The organism is Thermaerobacter sp. PB12/4term, assembly GCF_003403315.2.
Classification (GTDB): domain Bacteria; phylum Bacillota; class Sulfobacillia; order Thermaerobacterales; family Thermaerobacteraceae; genus Thermaerobacter.
Genome location: NZ_CP048407.1, coordinates 2,326,729 through 2,348,857 on the forward strand (window position 1 = coordinate 2,326,729; position 22,129 = coordinate 2,348,857).

The 22,129-nt window shown below is 72.3% G+C and carries 18 protein-coding genes and 1 riboswitch; of the genes, 8 read left to right on the forward strand and 10 right to left on the reverse strand.

The features are described 5' to 3' along the window. The first annotated feature begins 125 nt into the window (after positions 1–125). Positions 126–1,106 (forward strand): transketolase family protein, encoded by a 981-nt coding sequence (locus DYI95_RS09735; RefSeq protein ID WP_116900001.1) that lies wholly within the window; start codon positions 126–128, stop codon positions 1,104–1,106. A gap of 339 nt (positions 1,107–1,445) precedes the next feature. Here the strand turns inward: DYI95_RS09735 and DYI95_RS09740 are convergent, their stop codons facing one another. The 8 genes from DYI95_RS09740 to DYI95_RS09775 form a co-directional block, all read right to left on the reverse strand. Continuing rightward, a complete protein-coding gene (locus DYI95_RS09740; protein ID WP_116900000.1) occupies positions 1,446–2,123 on the reverse strand; it encodes a hypothetical protein in 678 nt (225 codons plus the stop codon). Positions 2,124–2,332: 209 nt separating this feature from the next. Next, the gene (locus DYI95_RS09745; RefSeq protein ID WP_116899999.1) at positions 2,333–3,484 is read right to left on the reverse strand and encodes a metal ABC transporter solute-binding protein, Zn/Mn family; all 1,152 of its coding nucleotides are present in this window, start codon (positions 3,482–3,484) and stop codon (positions 2,333–2,335) included. Next, a complete protein-coding gene (locus tag DYI95_RS09750) occupies positions 3,481–5,211 on the reverse strand; it encodes a metal ABC transporter permease (RefSeq protein ID WP_116899998.1) in 1,731 nt (576 codons plus the stop codon). The genes DYI95_RS09745 and DYI95_RS09750 overlap by 4 nt, the downstream gene beginning before the upstream one ends. After that, a complete protein-coding gene (locus DYI95_RS09755; protein ID WP_116899997.1) occupies positions 5,208–5,990 on the reverse strand; it encodes a metal ABC transporter ATP-binding protein in 783 nt (260 codons plus the stop codon). Before DYI95_RS09755 ends, DYI95_RS09750 begins: the two co-directional genes overlap by 4 nt. Positions 5,991–6,406: 416 nt before the next feature. Beyond that, positions 6,407–6,979 (reverse strand): hypothetical protein, encoded by a 573-nt coding sequence (locus DYI95_RS09760; protein WP_116899996.1) that lies wholly within the window; start codon positions 6,977–6,979, stop codon positions 6,407–6,409. A 140-nt stretch (positions 6,980–7,119) separates the two neighbouring features. Then, a complete protein-coding gene (locus DYI95_RS09765) occupies positions 7,120–9,093 on the reverse strand; it encodes a Mur ligase family protein (RefSeq protein WP_243149740.1) in 1,974 nt (657 codons plus the stop codon). A 202-nt stretch (positions 9,094–9,295) separates the two neighbouring features. Continuing rightward, the gene (locus DYI95_RS09770; RefSeq protein ID WP_116899995.1) at positions 9,296–10,567 is read right to left on the reverse strand and encodes a lysine exporter LysO family protein; all 1,272 of its coding nucleotides are present in this window, start codon (positions 10,565–10,567) and stop codon (positions 9,296–9,298) included. Continuing rightward, positions 10,564–10,905, reverse strand: a complete 342-nt coding sequence (locus DYI95_RS09775; protein WP_147308088.1) for a hypothetical protein — start codon at positions 10,903–10,905, stop codon at positions 10,564–10,566. The genes DYI95_RS09770 and DYI95_RS09775 overlap by 4 nt, the downstream gene beginning before the upstream one ends. Before the next feature lie 205 nt (positions 10,906–11,110). Further along, positions 11,111–11,220, forward strand: a riboswitch (TPP riboswitch). A gap of 139 nt (positions 11,221–11,359) precedes the next feature. Here DYI95_RS09775 and thiD point away from each other — a divergent pair. The 7 genes from thiD (at position 11,360) to DYI95_RS09810 (ending at position 19,740) form a co-directional block, all read left to right on the forward strand. Beyond that, a complete protein-coding gene (gene thiD / locus DYI95_RS09780) occupies positions 11,360–12,313 on the forward strand; it encodes a bifunctional hydroxymethylpyrimidine kinase/phosphomethylpyrimidine kinase (RefSeq protein WP_116899993.1) in 954 nt (317 codons plus the stop codon). Then, positions 12,310–12,912, forward strand: a complete 603-nt coding sequence (gene thiW / locus DYI95_RS09785) for an energy coupling factor transporter S component ThiW (protein WP_116899992.1) — start codon at positions 12,310–12,312, stop codon at positions 12,910–12,912. The genes thiD and thiW overlap by 4 nt, the downstream gene beginning before the upstream one ends. Positions 12,913–12,995: 83 nt before the next feature. After that, entirely contained in the window at positions 12,996–13,889 is an 894-nt protein-coding gene (thiM, locus tag DYI95_RS09790; protein WP_116899991.1) for a hydroxyethylthiazole kinase, read from the forward strand. Between the two features lie 326 nt (positions 13,890–14,215). After that, positions 14,216–14,938 (forward strand): thiamine phosphate synthase, encoded by a 723-nt coding sequence (thiE, locus tag DYI95_RS09795; RefSeq protein WP_116899990.1) that lies wholly within the window; start codon positions 14,216–14,218, stop codon positions 14,936–14,938. A gap of 600 nt (positions 14,939–15,538) precedes the next feature. Next, positions 15,539–16,897, forward strand: coding sequence for an MFS transporter (locus DYI95_RS09800; RefSeq protein WP_243149741.1), 1,359 nt, complete (start codon positions 15,539–15,541; stop codon positions 16,895–16,897). Between the two features lie 402 nt (positions 16,898–17,299). Beyond that, positions 17,300–18,877 (forward strand): CapA family protein, encoded by a 1,578-nt coding sequence (locus DYI95_RS09805; protein ID WP_116899988.1) that lies wholly within the window; start codon positions 17,300–17,302, stop codon positions 18,875–18,877. A gap of 290 nt (positions 18,878–19,167) precedes the next feature. Beyond that, complete coding sequence (locus tag DYI95_RS09810; RefSeq protein ID WP_116899987.1) at positions 19,168–19,740, forward strand: hypothetical protein; 573 nt, start codon at positions 19,168–19,170, stop codon at positions 19,738–19,740. 41 nt (positions 19,741–19,781) lie between these two features. On the opposite strand, the gene DYI95_RS09815 is transcribed toward DYI95_RS09810, so the two are convergent. Together DYI95_RS09815 and DYI95_RS09820 are read right to left on the reverse strand one after the other, a co-directional pair. After that, entirely contained in the window at positions 19,782–21,050 is a 1,269-nt protein-coding gene (locus DYI95_RS09815) for an ABC transporter ATP-binding protein (protein ID WP_116899986.1), read from the reverse strand. Next, positions 21,047–21,883, reverse strand: a complete 837-nt coding sequence (locus DYI95_RS09820) for a carbohydrate ABC transporter permease (RefSeq protein ID WP_116899985.1) — start codon at positions 21,881–21,883, stop codon at positions 21,047–21,049. Before DYI95_RS09820 ends, DYI95_RS09815 begins: the two co-directional genes overlap by 4 nt. Positions 21,884–22,129: the final 246 nt, after the last annotated feature.

Consider the following 22,129-nt stretch of genomic DNA (forward strand, 5'->3'; position numbering starts at 1 on the left):
CAGCGGCAGCCTGCTGACCGTCTGCCGCTGACCGGCCGCGGTCCGCTGACCGGCTGCAGCCTGCTGGCCACCCGCAGCCGGCGGACCGGGCGCAGCCCGCTGACGAGCGCGAGGAGGATCCTGCCATGTTCGGCCTTCCAACAGGCAAGCCAACCCGCCAGGCCTTCGGCGAGGCGCTGGTGGAGCTGGGCCGCCGGCATCCCGAGCTGGTAGTGCTGGACGGCGACCTGTCCAAGTCGACCTACACCCGCTACTTCGCCCAGGAGTTTCCCGACCGGTTCTTCAACGCCGGCATCGCCGAGGCCAACATGGTCGGCCTGGCGGCGGGGCTGGCATCGTGCGGAAAGATTCCCGTCTGCGCCAGCTTTGCGGCCTTTCTGATGTGCAAGGCCTTCGACCAGATGCGCATCGGCGTGAACTACGCGGGGCTTAACGTGAAGTTCGTCGGCAGCCACGGCGGCATCAGCATCGGCGAAGACGGCGTCTCCCAGATGGCCGTGGAGGATGTGGCCCTGGCCCAGGCGCTGCCGGGCTTCGTGGTGCTGGTTCCCGCCGACGAACATGCCACCCGCAGGGCGGTGGAAGCGGCCGTGGCGCACCCGGGCCCGGTGTACATCCGGGTGGGCCGGCCCAAGGCCCCCCTGGTCTACGACACCCGTCCCTGCGACTTCGCCATCGGCCGGGCCATCCTGGTGCGGGACGGCGGCGACCTGACCATCGCCGCCAACGGGCTGATGGTGGCGGCGGCCCTAGCCGCGGCCGAGCAGCTGGCGGCGGAGGGCATTGAAGCCCGGGTGCTGGACTTTGCCTCCGTCAAGCCGCTGGACCGGGACGCCGTGCGGGCGGCGGCGGAAGAGACAGGCGCCCTGGTGGTGGCGGAAGAGCACCTCAAGGCCGGCGGCCTGGGCAGCGCCATCGCCATGGCCCTGGCGGAGACGGTGCCGGTGCCGGCGGAGTTCGTCGCCCTGCAGGACACCTATGCCGAATCGGGCGCCCCAGAGGACCTGATGCGCAAGTACGGGCTGACCCCGGAGGCCATCGCCATCGCCGCCCGCCGGGTGCTGGAGCGCAAGCGGGCCGGCGTCGTGGGTACCGCCCACCGCTGACGGGGCGCTCCACCGCTGACGGGGCCGGCGACCCGGCCGGGCCCCACGGCCTTGAGGGGCCCCACCCGGCCCCGACGGACGATCAACCGGCGCCGATCGGGGCGGACCCGGCTTGAACCAGGCTCGCTGAGGCTTGGTGGGAGTGCCCGGCACCATGGGGGCGAAACGAGCACTCCTCCGCAGTGACACCTGACGGGCCGGCCCTTCTTGCGAGGGGACCCAGGGGTCTGCGTGCGGGCCTTCGTCGGACCGACCCGGGGGCCGGCCCTCCTTCTGCGGCCCCACTACCCGGTGGGGGCCCCCCTACCTGGTGGGAGTCCGTCCTTTCCTCGTCCGTTCCTATTGGGAGCCGGCCCCCTCCGCGGGGGCCCCGGTTCCTTCGTCTTCCTTTCCGGCTTCCGTTCCGGCACCGGCCTCTCGGGCGGCGGCCCCCAGCACGTCGCTGGCCAGGGAATCCTCGCCTTCCAGCGTCAGCGTCGCCGCCCAGTAGTCCCGGCTTCCGCCGGGGACGGTCTTATGGTTGAACACGAAATAGTCAAGGTCGTGGATGATCCGGTGGGCCGTGCGGATCAGGCCCGCCTGCCGCTGGCGGTAGCCCTGCTCCAGCGCCCAAAAGAAGGCTTCGAGGTCGCGCCCCACCGTGGATGGTTGCAGGCGCGGCGCCACCTCCCGCAGGAACTGGGCCGTCGCGCCTGTCAGAACGGCTTCCACCTCGGCCCAAGCCGGGCTTTGGGCGTCGCGCAGGGCCGACAGGTGGCCCCAGCCGGTGATCTGGTTCATCCGCTCGTGGATCGCGTGAACGTTGTTCTTTGCCCGCTCCAGCTCCTCGGCCGTGGCCGCCGCCAGCTGGCGGCTGACTTGCGTCAGCTGGTCCGGGTCGGGCTCCCGAGCACCTCCCAGGCCCTCCAGGGCCTGCTGCCACCACGCGGTGCCCGACGGGGTGAAGGACCAAGCCACGACGCCCGCCACCGCCACGACGGTCAGCCCGGCCACCACCCAGCGCCACCCAGGCCGCACCCTTTCCCTCCTCCCGGAAAGGAACCGTCCCGGTGGGGGACCGCCCCTAAAGGAATAACCTGCCAGACCCATGTTACCCGGAAGGGGTCTGGCGGGAAAGACCGGCTGGGGTCCTTCCGCCGCGCATGGGGAGCCGGTTCGGGCGCGCATTGGAATCCGGTCATTGGAATCCGGTTGACCGGCGTGACCTTGGACCCGGCTGGCCAAGGTTAGGGCCGGCCGGCGTCTCCTACCGGCGACGGCCGGGGTGTCCGTAGGGCTTCTGTAATGACCCGCACGTTATGGCGCATCATGCCCAGGTAGGTCTCGGCACCGCTCCCCCGCGGACCCACCGAGTCGGCGTAGAGCCGGCCGCCGATGGGCACGCCCGCCTGGGCGGCCAGTTCTTCCATCAGCTTGGGGTTGATGGTTGACTCCACAAAGGCCGGCACCCCGTACTGCCGCAGGTGTCCCATGAGCCGGGCCAAGTCGGCAGCGGCCGGTTCTTCCTCGGTGCTGACCCCCCACACGGTGTCCACCACCCGCAGGCCGTAGCGGCGACCGAAGTAGCGGTAAGCGTCGTGGGTCGTCACCAGCAGCCGCCGCTCGGGTGGAACCGCTGCCACCTGGCGGGCGATCCAAGCATCCAGCCTCCTCAGCGCCGCCTGGAGGGCGGCCGCCCGCTGCCGGTAGAACGCGGCCCCCGCCGGATCGGCGGCCGTGAGGGCATCGCGGATCGCATCAACATAGCCCATGACCAGCACCGGGTCCATCCACAGGTGAGGGTCGACCTTGGTGGGATCGCCCGGCCAGGGCAGAGCCACTCCGGCGGGCAGACCTTCCGCCACCCGGACGACCAGGGGACCGGCCTGCCCCCGACGGGGCTCGCCCGCACGCCACAGCGCGGACCCGCCGGGCGCGCCCTTGGCCTGGGGCGTCGCGGCAGCGGCCCGGGGCGGGGGTTGGGGCGACCCGATCGGCGGAGACACCGTGGGGATGGCAGCGGGTGTTGGCGATCCGGACGGCGTGACCGGCTCCGGCAGCCCCTGTAATAACCGCTCTGCCCAGAGGTCGATGCCGTAGCCGTTCAGCAGCACCACCTGGGCCCGGGCGAGCGCCAGGGCATCCCGCGGCACCGGCTCATAGCTGTGGGGATCCTGGCCTGGGGCCAGCAGGCTATGCACCCGCACCCGCGGCCCACCGATCTGGGCCGCCAGGTCGGCCAAGATGGTGGTGCTGGCCGCCACCAGGGGGCGGGGGTCACCGGGACCCATCACCTGGTCCCACCAGACTCGCCCGGCGGCCAGCACCGAGCCAAAACCGAGGAGAAGCACCAGGGCCATCACCAGGACGGCCGTCGGCAGGGGGCGGGGCCGCCTCATGCCTTCTCACCCTCACCCCGGGTAGACCGCCCTTCGTCGCCCTCCGGCTCCAAGGCGTAAACGCGGAGAGCCGCCGCGGCGGCGTGGTCCAACCACTGGCGCCTCGGCTCAACCGGGGCGGCGAAGGGATCCGGTCGCTGTTCCGGTGCCTCCCCAGGTACCGTCCTGCGCACCCACAGGCCGCCACCGGCCCGGCCGAGGACCTCCAGCCGGGTACCCGGCACCAGGCCGGCCCGGCGCAGGCGAGCCAAAAGATCGGGGTCCTCATCGTCCACGCGGGCGATCAAGGCGCGGTGCCCCGGTGATAACTGGGCCAGCGTCAAGGGGGGCTGCTGGTCGGCGGGGACCTCCCCTGCAGCGGTGGGGATGGGAGCCCCGTGGGGGTCGTGGGCTGGATGGCCGAGGGCTTCGGCCATCTCTTCGGCCAGGTGGGGCGGGGTGGCGTGCTCCAGCTCATGGGCCACCTGGTGGACGTCCTCCCAGGCCATCCCTGCCACGTCGGTCAGGTACCGCTCCCACAGCCGATGGGTGCGGATCAGCCGGCGCGCCTCCCGCACGCCCGCCGCCGTCAGCCGGGCGCCCAACGGCGGCGCCCCAACCCAGGCCCCCGCCCGGCGGGCACGGGTGGCCTTGGGCGCGGGGTCCCAGGCCGCTAGTCCCCGGGCGACCAGCCGGGCCACGGCCCCTTGCACCTCCCGCCGGCTGAGGCCGGTCCAGCCCGCCAACACGTCCAGGGGAACGCCCCGCGGGCCCATGGCCGAGGTGCCCTCGAACGCGACCGATGCGGCTGGCACCGCCTCCTCGCCATCTTCCAAGCCCAGCTCGTGCAGCCCTTTGAGCACGTCTTCCGCGGCCACCACCCGAGCCATGCGCCGCCGCTCCAGCGCCCGGGCCAACAAGCCCTGCTCGGGGGCCAGGGCCAGGGCCAGCGCGAATCCGGCCATGGCCACCAGCACCATGGCCGGGCCCGACGCCACGTTGAGATAGAAGGAAAGGTACAGGCCGGTCACCGCCGACACCGCGCCTAGCACCACCGCCAGGCCGATCAGGGCCGGGAAGCGCCGGGTCAGCAGGTAGGCGGTGGCGGGCGGGGTGACCAGCATGGCCAGGGCCAGCACCACCCCCACAGCCTGCAGCGCCGCCACCAGCGTGGCCGACACCAGCACCATCATCAGGTAGTGAAGGGTGCGGACGGGCAATCCCGCCACCTCCGCGGTGACGGGATCGAAAGCCCACAGCTGCAGCTCCTTGAAGAGGAGCACCACCAGCCCGGCGGCCACCGCCGCCACCGCGGCCATCAGCACCAGGTCCGCGCGGGCTACCCCCAGGACGTTGCCGAACAGGATGTGGAACACGTCCACGCTGCTGCGGGCACGGCTGAGGATGGCCAGCCCCAGGGCAAAGGCGCCGAGGAAGAGCAGGCCCGTAGCGGCGTCGGACTTGAGGCGGGTGTTGCGCTCAAGAAAGCCGATGCCGGCTGCTGTGAGCAGGGCGCTGGCCAGGGCACCGGTGAAATAAGGCCAGCCCAGCAGGTAGGCGATGGCCACGCCCGGCAGCACGGAGTGGGAGATGGCATCGCCCAGCAGCGACCAGCGCCGCACGAGGAGGAAGCTGCCCGTCACGGCCCCGGCCACGGCCACCAGCACCCCGGCCAGCAGGGCCCGCACCATGAAGGGGTAGCGCAGCGGTTCCACCAGGATGGCCAGCCAGCCCGGTTCCCCCGTCATGGCCGCACCCCTCCCGAAAGCGGCAGGGCCACGCTGTCGAGATAGGTCAGGCGGCCGCCGTAGGTCTCCCGCAGCCGCTCGGCCGTCATGACCTCCGCCGGCGGGCCGAAGGCGATGACCCGGCCGTTGATCAGCGCCACGCGGTCGTAGTGATCGATGCCCGAAAGATCGTGGTCCACCACCAGGATCGTCTTGCCCCCATCTCGCAGCCGGGCGAGAAGCCGCCGCACCACCTCCTGGGTGGCGGCATCCACACCGGCATAGGGTTCGTCCAGCAGGATCAGGTCGGCATCCTGGGCCAGAGCCCGGGCGATGAAGACCCGCTGCTGCTGGCCGCCCGAAAGGGCCGCCAGGGGGCGCCGGGCGTAGGCCGCCATGCCCACCTCCTCTAGTGCTTCTTCGACCCGGCGGTGGTCCTCCGGCGCCGGGCGCCGCAACCAGCCCAGGCGCGGCACCCGCCCCATCATCACCACGTCGGCCACCGTGGCCGGAAAATCCCAGTCGATCAGCTCCCGCTGGGGCACGTAGGCGATCCGGCGCCGCTGGCGCTCCACCGGCTGACCGAAGATCCGCACCGTGCCCGCGGCCGGCCGCACCAGCCCGAGAATCGCCTTGAAGAGGGTCGATTTCCCGGCCCCATTGGGTCCCACGAAGGCCACCAGTAAGCCCGCTGGTACCGTCAGCCGGACGCCCCGCAGGACGGGCCGGTGGTCATACGCCACGTAGAGATTCCGTAGGTCCACGGCGGCCGCCGCCGCGTTCTCCTGCCCCGTGGCCATCCCTCCATTTTCCTGTCTCGAGGTCACCGCTACCGTCTCCTCGGGTCCCATCCCCATCCCCCTCGGTGGGCTCGCCCGCCCTTCCAACCCCCGCGTCCGGGCGGACCCGGTACGGCCGTTGACCGGGGTTCAGGACGAAGGGGGGCGGGTTTGCCGGCACCAGGCTAGCGTGTTTTCCCTCCAACAACAGTTTTGTATTAATGCAAATTCGGGGTGCAAGACCCGCTTCCAGCGTAAGCCCCTGCGTCGCCTACCCCGCCCGAGCCGCCCCATCGGGGCGCAGGCGCCGGCCTTGTGGTTTATAACACCCCAGGCGTCAGGCTCGCTGCTCGTCGGCGGACCGGGGGGCGGTTGAGCGACCGACGGTGGCAGCCGTGGCAGCCTCAGGCCTCCGCGGCCGCTGGCTCTGGCAGGCCTCAGTCCGGCTGCCGAAGGCCCCCCAGGCCCGTCGGCACCCGCCCGTTGCGGCCGGGTTCTGACAGCCCGGGACGGACGGTAACCCGGCCCGGCGGCGCAGGAGCGCCGTCCTCCGGTGGGCGGGCGTTGGGCCGCGGCACCTCGATGACGGCAATCTCCATCCAGCGGCCGTCCATCCAAGTATTGGCGTAGATGAGATCGGGTTGGCCGTCGGCGTCAAGCCGCGGATACAGGTGAAAGCGCAACCCCGCCACATCCGCCGCGTTGTAAAAGCCGGAGTAGTAGAGGATGTCCAGCACCTGCTCAGCCAGGGCTAGGGCTTCGCGCCGGTCCGGGCAGATGACGGTACCGTCTTCGCGCAGGGTGGTCTCCATGAACACCTGGGCCAGGTCGCTCAGGACCTTAGCATCGTACGGATGGTCGCGCCGCGGTCGGGAATAGCCCTGGCGGGGCAGCCGACGACCCTCCTCTGGGGACTCTCCGGGCCCCGTCGGCTGGGGCGATTCGCCCTCCTCGGCGTGGAGGTGGTCATGGGACGGCCCGGCATCATCGGGCCGGTCGTCTCGGTCCATGGGGTTCGCCTCGCTCCCCGGTGGCTCGCGGTGGCTCGCCGCCTGCTGACGGCGGACGATCCTTGGCCTCGGCGCGGCCGGCAACGCCCAGCACCGGGCTGTGCCGTCCGGCTAGCGATTTATCATAACACAGCGCCCGGTCAGAGACCGCCCCCTGGCGGGGAAAGACCACCCGGCTCGCCGGCCGCGGTGCCCGATCGCGTAGGGGACGGCAAGGACGGGGAGATGGGGACGTCGGCTCCGCACTCCGGACGGGTTTCCAGTCGGTGGGCAGCAAGGGGCTCCGGTGTCAACACGGGACGAACGGGGTCGAAGGACCTGATCCCAAGGGCGCCCGCTGAGCCCGCCACCGCCCCAGCGGCGGTCAGGGGGGCGGGGAGGCGGTCGCTTCGGGCATGATTTGCCGCGGGATGGGTGACGACCGGCGCCCCGGCCCTGGCCGCGGAGCCAAGTCCGTCCTGGCTGGAACCGGAGGGTTGGGCTGGACCCGCCCAGGAAACTCGACGGGTTTCCTTGAGAATCTGTTTCAGGTAGAAGGCGCCCGCGTCCATCCCCTGGGCTCCGAGAAGCAAAAGCAGATCCCCTTCACCCAGCCGGGACACGGCCGCCGCCACCGCATCCCCCAGCCGGGCAAAGGTGGAGACCTGGGGCCGCTCGAGACCGCCCGCCTTAAGTCCGGCCAGGCATGCTTCCCATTCGGCCGGCCGCACCATGTCCCGGGCCGACGTGTCTCCAGCGCTGGCCGTGACGACAACCGTGGCTTTAAACCGCCGGGCCTCGCAGGCCAGCTGCAACCCGTTGGCGTAGTTGATCGCCTCACCCCGACCGCCCCGGACCGCGTAGACCACGGCCATTCGGCGGTGGGGGATCTGGGCCGCAACGGCAAAACAGGCGGCCAGGCTATCCGGTCGGCCGACCGTATCGTCGATCACGGTGAAGGGTTGACGCATCAAGACTTGGGTACGGCGTCGCGGTGCAGCGAAAGAGGACAAGGCGCGCGCCACCAGGGCGAGGCCTAGGCCAAGCCACAGGGCCGCTCCCACCGCCGCCACGGCGTTCAAGGCGTGGTGGGGGCCCAGCATCTGCGTCTTCAACCACACCTCGAGATCCGACGCCACGCTATGCCCATCGGCAGCGTGGAGCCAACCAGCCGGCCAAGGAACCAGGCCAGTCAGAACCTGCCCTAGGCGCCCGGTGGGCCCCGGCGGCCAAGCCGACGGCAGCCGCAGGCGCAGCCGGTTCGTCCAGAGGGCGGACGGCCCTTGGCTAGGGAACGGGGAATCGGCCGCAGCGACTCTTTCCTCCATAAGGCGTAGGGCGCTCTCGGGCCCGCGCCCAAACAGGACCACCGGCGCCTGGGCATAAGGACCGAGGCGCAAGGCGGCCTCCCCCTCGTGCATCAGCATCCCGCCGTCGGGCGGGACCATGGCGACGAACCGCCCCTTGGCCGCGGCGTAGTGCTCGTAGGTGGGGTGGTATTCCAGGTGCTCCAGGGGGGCCAGATTGGTCACCACGCCCAGATCGAAGGCCACGTCGTCGACCCGTCGCTGGTCGACGCCCTGGGATGAGACCTCCATCACCGCCACCCGACAGCCGGCGTCGACCATGGCCCGCAGGTAGCGGTGCAGGTCGAGGGGGTCGGGAGTGGTCAGGTTGCCGGGGCCACGGTGGCCGCCGGCGCGCACCTCCAGCGACCCGATAAGGCCCGTCGGGATCCCCGCGGCGCTCAAAAGGTGGTAGAGCAGCAGGGTGGTGGTCGTCTTGCCGGTGGTCCCGGTGACGCCCACCACCACCAGCTGGCGGGACGGGTGGCCGTAGCGATTGGCCGCCAGGCGAGAGAGGGCCGAGCGGGCACAGGGCACCTCAAGCCAGCTGACACCGGGAGGCAGCGTCTGGGCCGGGGGCTGTTGGGCCATCACCACCCGCGCGCCGCGGCGCAGTGCCTCTCCGGCGAAGGCGGCGCCGTCATGGCGGCGGCCGGGGATGGCGACGAACAGGTCGCCGGGTTCCACCCGAGCGGAGTGGGAGCGGATCTCACCGACCCGTGGGGGAAGGGGATCACCCGTCAGATGAAAACGCAGCCCTGCCAGCAGTTGGCCAACGTCCAGCGCCATGGTCCTTGTTCGCCCCCCCGTTTGGGGTTCCCCGATAGGCGTATGTCGCATGCCCCGGGCAGGTGTCACGGAGGGCGCAACGGAGTAAGGGAAAAGCTGGGCAACGGGGTCCCCGACAAGCGGGGGACCCGACAAACGGGGTCCCGGACCGGGGGGTGGGTGGCGCTGGAAACTGAAAACAGGGGCCTTGACCGGCAAGGGCTTAAAAGCCCGCCAGCCAGCTGATCAGGGCGGGGGCCAGCAGGGTGAGGATGAGCCCGTGGACGAAGGCCAGGGCCGTGGTGCCCGCATCCCGCGCCGCCGCGGCGATGATGGGCAGGGTGGTGTCCATGGTGGTGGCGCCGCCCGGCAGGACGGCGAGCCAGCTCCGCCGGCCTGCCAGGCGCGCCAGAAAGGGCACCGCCACCACCGTCAAAAGCTCCCGCAGCACGTTGGCCAGGAAGGCTAAGGCGCCGGCGGCCGGTCCCCACAGCTGGGCCACCAGTACCCCTGCCATGCTGTACCAGCCAAAGGCGGCCGCCACGGCCAGGGCCAGGGCGGGCGGCTCGCCGGTCAGCCGGCCCGCCAGCCAGCCCCCGGCCAGGCTGCCCATCCCGCCCAGGAGGGGCAGCAGGAGGGCCTTCCCCCGAACGGCCCGGAGGCTCTCCCGGGTGGCCGGCCACTGGCGTCCGAACTCGCAGCCGTAGAGCACCATGAGCAGGATCAGGGCGTATCCGGAACCGGCCGTCGCCAGCCGCCCGGCGGTGGCCACCAGCTGGGGCGACGCGGCCGCCCCGGCGGCCATCGCCGCCGTTTCTCCGGCCATGGCCGCCTTCCCACCGGCCATCGCTGCCGTCCCCTCGGCCATCGCCGCCCCGGCACCGCCGTCCACCAGGCCGCCCGCCCAGTGGACGAACCCGCCCCCCGCCAGCCACCCGCCCACGACCGCCAGGACGGCTGCCGCGCTGAGGCGCAGGGCTTCGCCGGGTCGGCCAGGGTCCGCGGCGGCCGCGGCCTGCCCCGCGGCGCCGGGATCGCGACGGATCGGGTCCTGCCGAGCGGTCTTTCCCTCGGGGGCGAGACTCCCCTGGGCGGCGCGATCCGGAGGGATCAGGTGCGGGCCCGCCGCCTTCCCAGAGCGCTCGAAGGGACGGGGCCGGGTTCGACTGCGCACCTCACCGGGCTCGGCGCCGGCCCGGCCGGACCGGCGCGAGGCGGTGCGGGCGCGGAAGGCGGCCCCCAGCGCCCAACCGAGCAGTCCCGCCAGCAGGGCCCCTCCTGCCGTGGCCACGGCAAAGGTCGCAGCCCGGCCGCCCAGCCGGGCCAGCCCGGACCCCACCTGCGGGTCAAGGCCAAGCCGCAGGCCCATGAGGAAAAGCAGCATCCGCAGGGTCCAGCGCGATGCCGCATTCCACCAGGCCGCCGGAATCCGGTTGCCGAGGCCGCTCAACCCCGCCGCCATGCCGGCAGCCAGGGCCACCAGCACCGCGGTCACGGGCGACCTCGCTCCTTGCCTAGGCTCCCGCGGGCGGGCTCCTTTTCGCTTGCCCCGGGCCAGCGCGTTCCACCCGAAGAACCCCTGCTCGCGGCGCCCGCGTGGCGGCTGGCGGGACCGGCCCTTTCGCCGGTGGCACGGGTACGCCTGCCGCTCTCAAGCACGCCCATGAGCCGCGCAAACCCCAGGGCGCCCAGCAGGATGACGCCGGCGAGGGACACCGTCATCCCCAGCAGCCCGGCCACCGATCCGCCCGTGCGGCGCTGCCACAGGGCGGCGATCACCACAAACAGCCCCAGGGCCATCGCCCGGACCACCGGCTTCAATCGCTCGCGCAAGCTGGTTCCCCCGTTTCTCCCTGCTTTCGTGTCCACGCCCGGCACCGCCGCTAAGCGGGACCGCCCTTGGCCCGGGCCGGCCGCGGACCGAGGTCCCTTCCCCGACACCCTCTGGCGCCGGATCTCTGGCGCCGGATCTTCCGCGGGAGGGCTGGCGGGCACCCCGTTGACCTGCTCAGGCGCGGGCCGGATACTGGAGATGATGGTAGCACCGTGGGGGTGCTGGCGCCACGCCGGCTGAGACGAGCCAACCGGCTCGAACCCCTCGAACCTGACGTGGGTAATGCCACCGGAGGGAACGGTGCGGTCCCGCTCCAACGAAGCTTCTGGATCGCTTCCTGGCGCCTGGGCCGCGTTCGTCCCGCGGCCCCTTTTCGTTGCCGGCCGCACCCTGCCCTGCCGCGGCACCCGCCCGCGCCAGCCCGCACCACCCGTGGGAAGGGAGCGATCCACCATGCCCACCCCTGCTGAGTCCCGTCCCGGTGCGCCCCGTCCGGGTGCTCCCCGCCCGCATGCGCCCGGCCCGGGCACCCCACCGCAGGCCCCCCCGCCCCGAGCCATGACCATCGCCGGCTCCGACAGCGGCGGCGGCGCGGGGATCCAGGCGGACCTGAAGACCTTCAACGCTCTGCGGGTCTTCGGCACCTCGGCCATCACCGCCCTGACGGCCCAGAACACCGAGGGGGTGCGGGACGTCCACCTGGTCCCCCCCGAGATGGTGGCCGCCCAGATCGACGCCGTGCTGGACGACATCGGCACCGACGCCGCCAAGACGGGCATGCTGGGCACCACCGCCATCGTGGAGGCCGTGGCCGAGCGCATCGGCTACTGGCGGGACCGGCTGGGTCCCTTCCCCCTGGTGGTCGACCCGGTGATGATCGCCAAGAGCGGCGCCCCCCTCCTGGACGAACCGGCCCGGGAGGCGGTGCGGCGGCTGCTCCTGCCGCTGGCGACGGTGATCACGCCGAACCGCCACGAGGCGGAGGAACTGGCCGGCGTCCCCATCCGGACGCTGGACGACGCCCGCCGGGCGGCCCAGGTCCTCCACGGGCTGGGGCCGGCCTGGGTGGTAGTCAAGGGCGGTCACGTGGCGGAAGATTCCGCCGAGGCCGTGGACGTGGTCTACGACGGTCGGGAATGGCACCTGCTGCGGGCGCCTCGCATCGCCACCCGCTCGACCCACGGCACCGGCTGCACCTTCTCGGCCGCCATCACCGCCTACCTGGCCAGGGGGTACGGGGTGCTGGACGCCCTGCAAGCCGCCAAGGTTTACATCACCGGGGCCATCCGCCATGCCCCCGCCATCGGCCGCGGCCACGGCCCCACCTGCTCCTTTTACCCCTGGGAGGCCGCATCCGGGGCAGCTGATGCGCCGGGCCGGCCGGCCGAAGGCGGTGAGGAGGGGTGACGGCACCTCAGCCCACCGCACCCCCCGGCCGCACCCGGCGGCTGGTCCGGGCCGCCATGCTGATCGCCCTGGGCACCGTCCTGGCCGGCATGGTCCGAGTCCCGGTGGGGGTGGCCACCGCCACGCCGGTGCAGCATGCCGTCAACGTGCTGGCCGCCGCCTGGTTCGGCCCGGCGGGCGCCGTGACCGTGGCGTTCCTCATCAGCCTCCTGCGCAACCTGCTGGGGCTGGGCACCCTGCTGGCCTTCCCGGGCAGCCTCTTCGGCGCCGCCCTGGCCGGTCTCGCCTACCGGGCCGCCCGGCGCCCCGCCGCGGCCATGGCGGGCGAGGTGGTGGGCACAGGGCTGGTGGGCGGCCTGGCCGCCTTCCCCGTGGCCCGGTGGCTGCTGGGCCAGGCAGAGGCGGCCTGGTTCTTCTACGTGGTCCCTTTCACCCTCAGCAGCTTGCTGGGCGCCCTGGTGGGAGGCCTGCTGCTGCGCTGGCTCCCCGCCCCGGCCCGGGAGAGCGACGGGGAGCCGGTTCCCGCCCCGGGTCGTGAAGGCTCCCAGAGCCCGCGCTCCCGCCGCGGGGGACCGCGCTCCCCCCACGGCGAACCGTAATAACCCGGCTCCGCCGGGTCCCCGGGCCGGTGGGAGCGCCGGGGCCAGGCGGGTTGCCCGGGTATGGCAAAGGAGGGATCCCCATGACGGCGGGCGCTCCCCAGCCGCAGGCGCCGGAAGCGTTCACCCCCTTCACCCCCGGAACCTGGGAGGAGGAAGCTGCCCGGGTTCTAGCCCGGATCCGCCAACAGCGGCCGCTGGTCCACCACCTGACCAATTATGTGGTGATGAACTGGACGGCCAACATCACCCTGGCCCTGGGGGCATCCCCCTTGATGGCGCCGGAACCTGAAGAGTTCCCCGCCATAGCTACGGCGGCGGGGGCCCTAGTCCTGAATATCGGCAGCCTGCGGGCAGGGGATGAAGCCGTCTTCAAGGCGGCCCAGGCCGAGGCCCTCCGCCACGGGCGGGCCGTGGTGGTCGATCCCGTAGGAGCCGGCTTCACCCCCTTGCGTACCCGGCTGTGCCTGGACCTTCTGGCCGGGGGCGTTACCGCCGTGCGCGGCAACGGCGGCGAGATCCTGGCCCTGGCCGGGGCGGGAACCGGCCGGACCCGGGGCGTCGACAGCGGCGCGGTGGAGGAAGGGGAGGTGCTGGAGGCGGCCCAGGCACTGGCCCGGCGCTTTCGCTGCGTGGTGGTGGCCAGCGGCCCGGTCGACCTGGTCACCGACGGCCGTCAGGTCTGGCGGGTGGCCAACGGCCACCCCTGGCTGGCGGCGGTCACCGGCGGCGGCTGCGGGGCCACCACGGCGGTGGCGGTGTTCCTGGCGGGCTCGGAGGCGCCCCTCAAGGACGCCACCCTGGCCATGGCCGTCTACGGCCTGGCCGCCCAGCGGGCGGCGGAACGCACCCCGGGGCCGGGTTCGTTCCAGGCAGCGTTCCTGGACGAGCTGTACCACCTGGGGGCGGGGGGCACGGCAGATCCGGAAGGGCTTTCCATTCTACCGGGAACGCAAGATGGGTCCCAGGAAAGGTGAACCGCGCGGATGCAGCGGCGCCGGGGGTTGCGGGCCGGGGCCGGCTGCAGCCGGAGTTCCCGGCTCACCCTGGCGTGCGGCTCGGTGCTGCGCCGTGACCGCTTTTGCCCCCGTCGGGTCCGCCTGGCGCCGGCCTCCTGGGGGTGGGGTGGCCACCCGGGGCCGGCCAGGGCGGGCATCCAGAGCGAGGGGGGCACCTGGGGTCAGAGTGGGCCCCTGGGGCAGCGCCGCCACCCGCGGCCAGGGCGGGCACCTAGGGTCAGAGCAGGAACGTGGGGGCGAAGCGGACCCCTGGATCCCGGCGGGTCCTCACGGGAGGTGATCCCATGACGGGTGATTCCATGACCGGGAAGGATGGGGCAGGTCGGGGCGGGACCCACCTCCCGTCGCCGGCAGGCGTCCCTGCAGAGCGCACGATCCCCACCGGCCCCGAAACCGGCCTGCTCAAGGTCTACTTCATCTACGACCTGGGCCTTATGGGCACCGCCGACCCTGTCCCTCTGCTGGAGCAGGTGCTGGCTGCCGGGGTCCGGGCGGTACAGTTCCGGGCCAAGGCGGTGGCCGACCGGGTCGCCTACGACCTGGCCCAGGCGGCTCGCGGAGTCACGGCCCGCTACGGTGCCCTCCTGGTCGTCAATGACCGGCTGGACCTGGCTCTGGCGGTGGGTGCCGACGGCCTGCACGTGGGGCAGGATGACCTGCCGGCGGAGGTGGTGCGCCGGCTGTGGCCCGGGGGACTGCTGGGCGTTTCCGTTCGCAGCCCCGAGGAGGCCCGGGCGGCCGAGGCCGCGGGGGCGGACTATGTGGGCGCCGGGGCGCTGCGTTCCACCTCCACCAAGGACGATGCCCGGGTCATCGGCCTGGAGGGGTTGAAGGCGGTGGTGGCCGCCACCCGCCTGCCCGTGGTGGCCATCGGCGGCATCACCCTGGACGACCTCCCGGCCCTGCGCCGGGCCGGCCTGGCCGGGGTCGCCGTAGCCTCGGCCATCGCCCGGGCGGGCGACCCGAGCGGGGCGGCGGCCGCCTTCGTGAAGCGGTGGGGTGCGTGAGTGTATGACCCCGGCCATCTTCTCTTGCCGCAGGGCACCCTCCGCGGCCCGTCGTGCTACACTCCCGTTGTAGTGCTTGCCCAGCCCGTTGTAATGCTTGTTCAGGCCCGGCGGCGGCCGATGCGGACCCCGGCCCTGGAACAGCAAGCGGCTGTGGTTAGTCCCGGGTGGTTTGCAATCGCAAACCGTCATGGGCCCGCCGTCCATGGGCCCGCCAACAGTTGGCCCGCCCGCCGGGACCGGCCGGCCGCGGCCCAACCCGCCGCGGCGGCGGGCGAAAGGGGCCGGGCAAGCTAACCCGACAACAGGAGTTGACCTGCCGTGTCCGACCGCCAGCGAAGCACGAGCACCGCCTCCGGCGCCGGTTCGTCCCGGACGAACGCCTCCACGGGCGGGCTGCCAGAGCCTGGCCATGATGCCCAATCCGGCACCGGCGGCCGACAGAAGGCTCCCACCGGACCCACCGGTCCGACTGGTCCCGGCGGTCCCGGCAGTGCCGGCGGCTCCTCCACTTCCGCCCGCCCCTTCACTCCCGCCGGCCCCGCTGGCAGCGCTGGTGCCGCTGGCCGCACCGGTGGCGCGGATCCCCAGGGACAGCGCGTGCTGGGCGTCCTGCTGCTCGGCGTGTTCCTGGGGGCGCTGGACATCGCCATCGTCGGCCCGGCACTGAGTGCCATCGGCCGGGACTTCGCCATCAGCGAGCGGCAGCTCAGCTGGGTCTTCACCATCTACGTGCTGTGCAATCTCGTTGGCAACCCGCTGATGGCCCGGCTCTCCGACCTGCGGGGACGGCGGCCGATTTACATGCTGGATGTGGCGCTCTTCGGCCTGGGTTCGGTGGTGGTCGCCGCCGCACCCTCCTTCCCCGTCCTGCTGGCCGGGCGGGCGATCCAGGGCCTCGCCTCGGGCGGCATTTTCCCCGTGGCCAGTGCGACCATCGGCGAGACCTTCCCGCCAGAGCGTCGCGGCCGTGCCCTGGGGATGACGGGCGCCATGTTCGGGCTGGCCTTTTTGCTGGGGCCCGTGATCGGCGGCGTGCTGTTGCCCTTTGGCTGGCAGTGGCTCTTTTTGATCAACGTACCCCTGGCCGCTCTGGTGCTGGTCTGGAGCCGCCGGGTTCTTCCGGCGCCGCGGCCGGCGGCTCGGTCCGCCTTTGACCTGCCCGGCATGGTCCTGCTGGGGTTGGGTCTTGTGGCCCTGGCCCTGGCCATCAACCGCATTGACAGCCAGCAGGTTTTGGCGAGCCTCACTTCGCCAGGGGTGTGGCCCCTTTTGCTGGCTGGGCTCGTGCTGCTCGCCGCCTTCCAGCGGGTGGAGGCCACCGCCCCCGCGCCGCTTATCGACCCCGGCCTGTTGGCCAATCGCCAGCTGGCCGTGGCCAACGCCCTCTCCGGCCTGAGCGGCCTGCTCCAGGCGGGGCTGGTCTTCGTCCCCTCCCTGGCCGTCGCCGCCTTTGGGGTGGACCCCTCCACGGCCGCCTACCTGCTTGGCCCGGCGGTGCTGGCCAGTGCCGTGGGGGCGCCGCTGGTGGGCCGCCTGCTGGACCAGGCCGGCTCCCGGGTGGTCCTTTCAGCCGGAACGGCGGTGCTGGCCGCCGGGCTGCTCCTGATCCCCCTGGCCACCCGGAACGTGGGGCTGTTCGTGGCGGACGGCGTCGTGGTAGGCCTCGGCCTGGCCAGCCTGACGGGCGCTCCCCTGCGGTATGTGGTTCTGAACGAAGCCGGGGCCGGCCACCGGGCGGCCGCCCAGTCCCTGCTCACCGTGGCCAGCAACATGGGCCAGATCGTGGGCAGCGCCGCCATGGGCGCCATCGTGGCCTCCCACGCCGGCGACCTGGCGGGGTACGAGCAGGCGTACGTGGTGCTGGGCGTGCTGGCGGCCCTGGGCGTCCTGGCTGCCCTTTCCTTGAAGAACCGGGAGGAAGAGCGCCGCACGGCGCTGAAAAACAGCCCTGCTTGACGCAGCTTGCCAGAAAGCAGCCCTTTTTGACGCAGGATGGCAGGAAAGCACCCCTGCTAGACGCAGGTTGCTGGAGGGCAGCCCTGCTGGACCGCAGGTTGCTGGAGAACAGCCCTCTGGACGCAAGGGGCTGCAGAACAGCGGCGGCTGGCGCAGGCTGCTTCAGCACGGCCCTGGGTAACGCCCGTGGCGCCGGTTGTAAGGGTTGCAGCAGAGCCGGCCCTGCTGGACGGCTCGTCCTTAACAGCCCGGCGTGACGACGCTTTGTGTTTGCCGGCAAGCCGCCCTGCATCAACCAGGCAGGCGTAAGGCGCCGATCGGACCCGGGCCGCAGGTGCCGGGCCATCCGGTCCCCTGGGGCGGCATGTCCCCCGGACCCGGCGACCGGCAAGGAGGGTGGACGTGACTCCCCGGCGGATTCGCACCCCCATGATGCGTCTCGCCGTCCTTTTCGCGGCAACCCTGCTGGTGTTCGGCGGCGGGTGCGGTCCCCTGGCCGAATGGGCGGGCCTGGCACCGTGGGGGAACCCCTCCGCCGTGGATCAGCCCGGCGACGGGCCGCGGGGCGGGCAGCCCCCTGGCGATGGGCCGCCTGGTGGACAGGCTCCCGTCGGTGGGATTTCGGCCCTTCCTGGCGCCGCCGAACCCGCCGGTCCCCAGGGTGGCCCCGGCGGCGGCCGGGTTCTTCCCGGGGCGGGAGACGAACTCGGCCCCGGGGACGGACCGGACGGCCTTGCCTGGCAGCGGGCCAGCCTGGCCAGCGTGGGGGATGTGCTGATCCACAACACCCTGCTGGCGGCGGCCCGGCAAAAGGACGGGACCTACGATTTCGGGCCGGCCCTGGCGGCTGTGACCCCGGCCTTACGGGCCGCGGACCTGGCGGTGGCCAATCTGGAACAGCCCGTCACGGGCGCCGACCTGGGGGGCTACACGGGGTATCCCCAGTTCAACTCGCCCCCGGAACTGCTGGAGACCCTGCGCCAGGCCGGCTTCGACGTCCTGACCAATGCCAACAACCACACCCTGGATCGGGGCCGGCGGGGAGTGGAGCGCACCTTTGCCAACCTGGAGCGCTTTGGCTTTATCCATGCCGGCACCGCCCGCAACGCCGAGGAACGGGACCGTATCGCCGTGGCCGACGCGGGCGGCATCCGCATTGCCTTCCTGGCCTACACCTACGGCACCAACGGCATCCCCCTGCCGGCCCCCTATCTGGTCAACCTGATCGATCCCCAGCAGATCGCGGCGGACATCGCCCGGGCGCGGCGGGCGGGGGTCGATCTGGTGTCGGTCTCCCTGCATTTCGGCAACGAATACGAGACCGAACCCAACCGCCAGCAGGAGGACCTGGTCGACCAGGTCCTGGCAGCAGGCGCCGATATCGTGCTGGGCCACCATCCCCACGTGCTGCAGCGGGCCGAGTTGCGCCCGGCCGGGGGGGCCGAGGGAGAGGCAGCGCCGGGAGAGCCAGGGCCGGGGGAGCAAGCTGGGAGAGAGGCTCGCACCGCAACGGCCGGCGCCCCCGCTGGAGGGGCCCCCGCTGCCGGGTCTGACGGTTCCTGCACCGGGCGCGGGCCCGGGCAACCCGCCGGGCAAGCCGGGCAAGCCGGCCGGCGGCCTTGCCTTTACAAAGCGGTGCTGTTCTCCCAGGGCAACTTCCTGGCCGGGCAAATCGGGGAAGACCGCATGACCTCCGCCCTCTTCTGGCTGGACCTGGCCCGCGATCCCCTCACCGGCAGGGCAGGGGTAACGGGAATCCGTTACGTGCCCCTGTACATCCACAAGGGCAGGGTAAACGGGCGCTGGCTCTGGCGCCCCCTGCCGGCCCGGGAGGCGGCCGGCGATCCGGCCCGGTACCAGGTTCCTCAAGCCGACGTGCCCCTGCTGGAGCGGGCTTACCGGCGGGCGCTACAGCGCCTGGAGGCGCCGGGCGTAAGCTGGGTCCCCATGGAGGAGCTGGCACCCGCGCAGGGGCAGTGATCGAGGGCTCTTCCCTGACCTCCCGCAATCCAGATTCGGCGGTGTGTGCCCCGGACAAGCCGCCCCCAAGGAGCGCAAGACGCGCGTCCCCCGGCACCCCTGCCCACAGCCCGTGGTCCCCCACCGACCGCGCCCTGCGGATCGCCCTGCTTCGCCGGCGAAGGCCTGCGGTTTCCTCTCCCCTTCCAGGCGATCTATGTCATGCGATTGCAACCAACCGGAAACGGAGAATCATGGCTTTCCTGGTAGACTTGTATCGTGCGCGACGGGATGCGAGGGGGGGACAGGCGATGTCGAAGACCCGGCGACTCACCGTGCTGGCCTTAGCTAGCCTGGCCGTCGCCCTGGCGATGGCCGGCTGCGGGGCCCAGCCCCAGGATCCGAACGACGTGCAAATTATCGAAGACGAGGAGCAGGTCTACATTTTTCCGGATGGCACACGGGTCACGGGCGACAAGGCAAGATGGACGGAACAGGTGGTCCATCGCCTGATGGCATCGGCGAGCACCTGGCGGGAGGCGGATCTGAACACAGCAGAGTTCCTGCAGCATGTGTCCATTCCCGCAGGGTTCCACCTGGCAAAGACCGCCACCAATGGGGAGGTGACCCGTGCCATCTACGTCGCTCCCGACGCCCAACGGGTTTTTGTACTGAATGCCTGGCATCCGGGCGGTCCGGGCCGCGGGTGGACGATCACCCCCAACTGCGTGACGGAAACCGAGGCAGGCCAGCCGATCCAGCCCTGGCTGGATCACCTCTGCCGTGCGGAATATCGCGTCGACGGGTGGCAGATCCAGATCGACGTGGCGACCGGCGACATGGAATCCAGCCGGCACCTCATCGTCGCATCCGTTGAACGTTGACGGCCCGGACGCGGCCGCAGAAACCCGCGGCCCCCTCCGCCTTATCCGGCTGTCCCTGCGCTCTCTTCGGCCGGTTCGTCCGCCACCGTGTCGCCCGGTGCGGTCGCCAGCGATCCTGCCAGCGGCCGGCGCGCTGCGCCCGGCAGGGCCACACGGCCGCCGTCGGACAACCGGAACAGATGGAGGCGCGACACCGGCAGCCGGACGCCCACCGCCTCCCCTTCGACCACCGCCGCGTCGGCCGGCACCAGGGCCTGCAGGCGCACGGTCCCCCGCGCAGCGCCCCGGTCGCCGGACGTTCCCGAGGCCCTGGCCGCCCCGCCCGCCGCGTCGCCCCCCGATCCGGCCACCGCCACCCCGGCCGTTCCCGGCGCCGCCCGGCCCGCCTCCACGGTGACCAGCTTCTCGTGCCCGAGGAGCTCGATCATGGTCACGGCGCCGTCCAGGTGCCCGCGCCCCGGCGCCACCAGCTGCACGTGGTGCGGCCGGATACCGATCTCCACCTCGCCGTCCCGCGCCGCCGCCGGCAGCGGCAGGTACACGGGGAGGCCGTCCACCTGCAGGCGCGTGCCGCTCACCCGGCCCTGGAGCCAGTTCATGGGCGGGTGGCCGATGAAGGAAGCGGTGAAGCGGTTGGGCGGCGTCTGGTAGAGCTCGTACGGCGTGCCCTGGGCGACGCAGCGGCCGGCGTTCATCAGCACGACCCAGTCGGCGATGGTCATCGCCTCGGTCTGGTCGTGGGTGACCAGCACCGCGGTCACGCCCAGCTCCCGCTGGATGCGGCGGATCTCGGCGCGCATGGCCTGGCGCAGCTGGGCGTCCAGGTTGGACAGGGGTTCATCCAGCAAGAGCAGGGCCGGCCGCTTGACCAGGGCGCGGGCCAGCGCCACCCGCTGCTGCTGGCCGCCCGAGAGCTGTTCCGGCCGCCGGTCCAGCAGCGCCTCGACCCGCACCAGCTCCGCCATCTGGCGGACGCGCCGCCGGATCTCGGTCTCCGGCACCCGCTGCATCCGCAGGGGGAAGGCGATGTTCTCGAACACCGTCATGTGCGGGTAGAGGGCGTAGCTCTGGAAGACCATGCCCACGTTGCGCCGCTGGGGCGGCACGTCGTTGACCCGCACGTCGTCGAAGTAGATGTCGCCCGCCGTCGGCCGCAGCACGCCGGCCAGCATGTAGAGGGTGGTGGACTTCCCGCAGCCGGACGGCCCCAGCAGCGCCACCAGCCGGCCGGGCTCCAGGTCCAGGGTCAGGCCGTCGACGGCCGTCACCGCACCGAAGCGCTTGGTCACGCCGTCCAGCCGGATCCTCACCGCTTCACACCCCCCGTGTACAACACCATCAGGTACCGCTGCAGGAACAGGTAGACCAGCATCACCGGGATCATGTAGAACACGGCCACCGCGGTCACGGTGCCGTACCGGGCCACGTCGGCCTGGGAGAGCAGGGAACCCAGGTACACCGGCAGCGTCTGGACGTCGGCGCCGGGCGCCAGGACGTACGGCAGCAGGAACTCGCTCCACCCCGAGAGGAAGGCGAAGACCGCCGACGCCATGAGCCCCGGCCGGATGATGGGCAGCACCACCCGCCACCAGGCCACCAGCCGGGTGGCGCCATCCAGCAGCGCCGCCATTTCGTGATCCCAGGACACCTGGTCGTAGAAGCCCTTGAGCACCCAGACGTGGAAGGGCAGCTCCAGGGCGATCTTGGCCAGCACCACGCCCGCCAGGGTGTCGTACAGGCCCAGCTGCCGCAGGAGCAGGAAGAGCGCGACCAGCAGCGTGATCCCCGGGAAGGCGTGGAGCACGATGAGCATCGCCAGCCAGAGCCGCCGCCCCGGCACGGGCAGGCGGGAGAGGGCGTAGGCGGCCGTGCTGGCCAGCAGCACCTCACCCAGGGCCACCAGGACGGCAAAGAGGAAGGTGTTCAGCGTCAGCTGCCCGATGCCGGGCCCGAAGGGATCGGGCTGCCACAGGAACGACCAGTTCTCCAGGGTCCAGCCCAGGGGCCGGAAACCCTCCATGCCGTCGCTCCACGAAGCCAGAAGAAGCCACGCGTACAGCAGCAGCACGGGGAGCGTGACCGGTACCAGGAGCAGCCACGCCCACCGCGCCGGCCGCTGGGTCTCGCTCAGGCTGCCGAGCACACCGTCACCTCCTCTCCGACCCCCACCCCGGCAAGCCCGTGGCGTCCCACCGCCGTCCCGTCGTCGTTGCCCAACCCTGGGACCGTGCCGTCCTCGTGGTACCGGGCGGCGGCGTCCCTCGGCTTCTCGCCGCCACCGGTGCCGCGCGGCGGGCGCCGTACGGTGGGGGACCCGCGGCGTACTGCGCGCCCTGGCCCCCTCGCCGCCCGGCCGCGCGGGCCGGCCGGACCCGGCCGGGCCAGGACC

Excerpts from the sequence above, each read along its gene's own strand:
- DYI95_RS09735 (WP_116900001.1), top strand. The coding sequence starts at position 126 with ATGTTCGGCCTTCCAACAGGCAAGCCAACCCGCCAGGCCTTCGGCGAG.
- DYI95_RS09745 (WP_116899999.1), bottom strand. The coding sequence starts at position 3,484 with ATGAGGCGGCCCCGCCCCCTGCCGACGGCCGTCCTGGTGATGGCCCTG.
- DYI95_RS09750 (WP_116899998.1), bottom strand. The coding sequence starts at position 5,211 with ATGACGGGGGAACCGGGCTGGCTGGCCATCCTGGTGGAACCGCTGCGC.
- DYI95_RS09755 (WP_116899997.1), bottom strand. The coding sequence starts at position 5,990 with ATGGCCACGGGGCAGGAGAACGCGGCGGCGGCCGCCGTGGACCTACGG.
- DYI95_RS09760 (WP_116899996.1), bottom strand. The coding sequence starts at position 6,979 with ATGGACCGAGACGACCGGCCCGATGATGCCGGGCCGTCCCATGACCAC.
- DYI95_RS09765 (WP_243149740.1), bottom strand. The coding sequence starts at position 9,093 with ATGGCGCTGGACGTTGGCCAACTGCTGGCAGGGCTGCGTTTTCATCTG.
- thiD (WP_116899993.1), top strand. The coding sequence starts at position 11,360 with ATGCCCACCCCTGCTGAGTCCCGTCCCGGTGCGCCCCGTCCGGGTGCT.
- thiM (WP_116899991.1), top strand. The coding sequence starts at position 12,996 with ATGACGGCGGGCGCTCCCCAGCCGCAGGCGCCGGAAGCGTTCACCCCC.
- thiE (WP_116899990.1), top strand. The coding sequence starts at position 14,216 with ATGACGGGTGATTCCATGACCGGGAAGGATGGGGCAGGTCGGGGCGGG.
- DYI95_RS09810 (WP_116899987.1), top strand. The coding sequence starts at position 19,168 with ATGTCGAAGACCCGGCGACTCACCGTGCTGGCCTTAGCTAGCCTGGCC.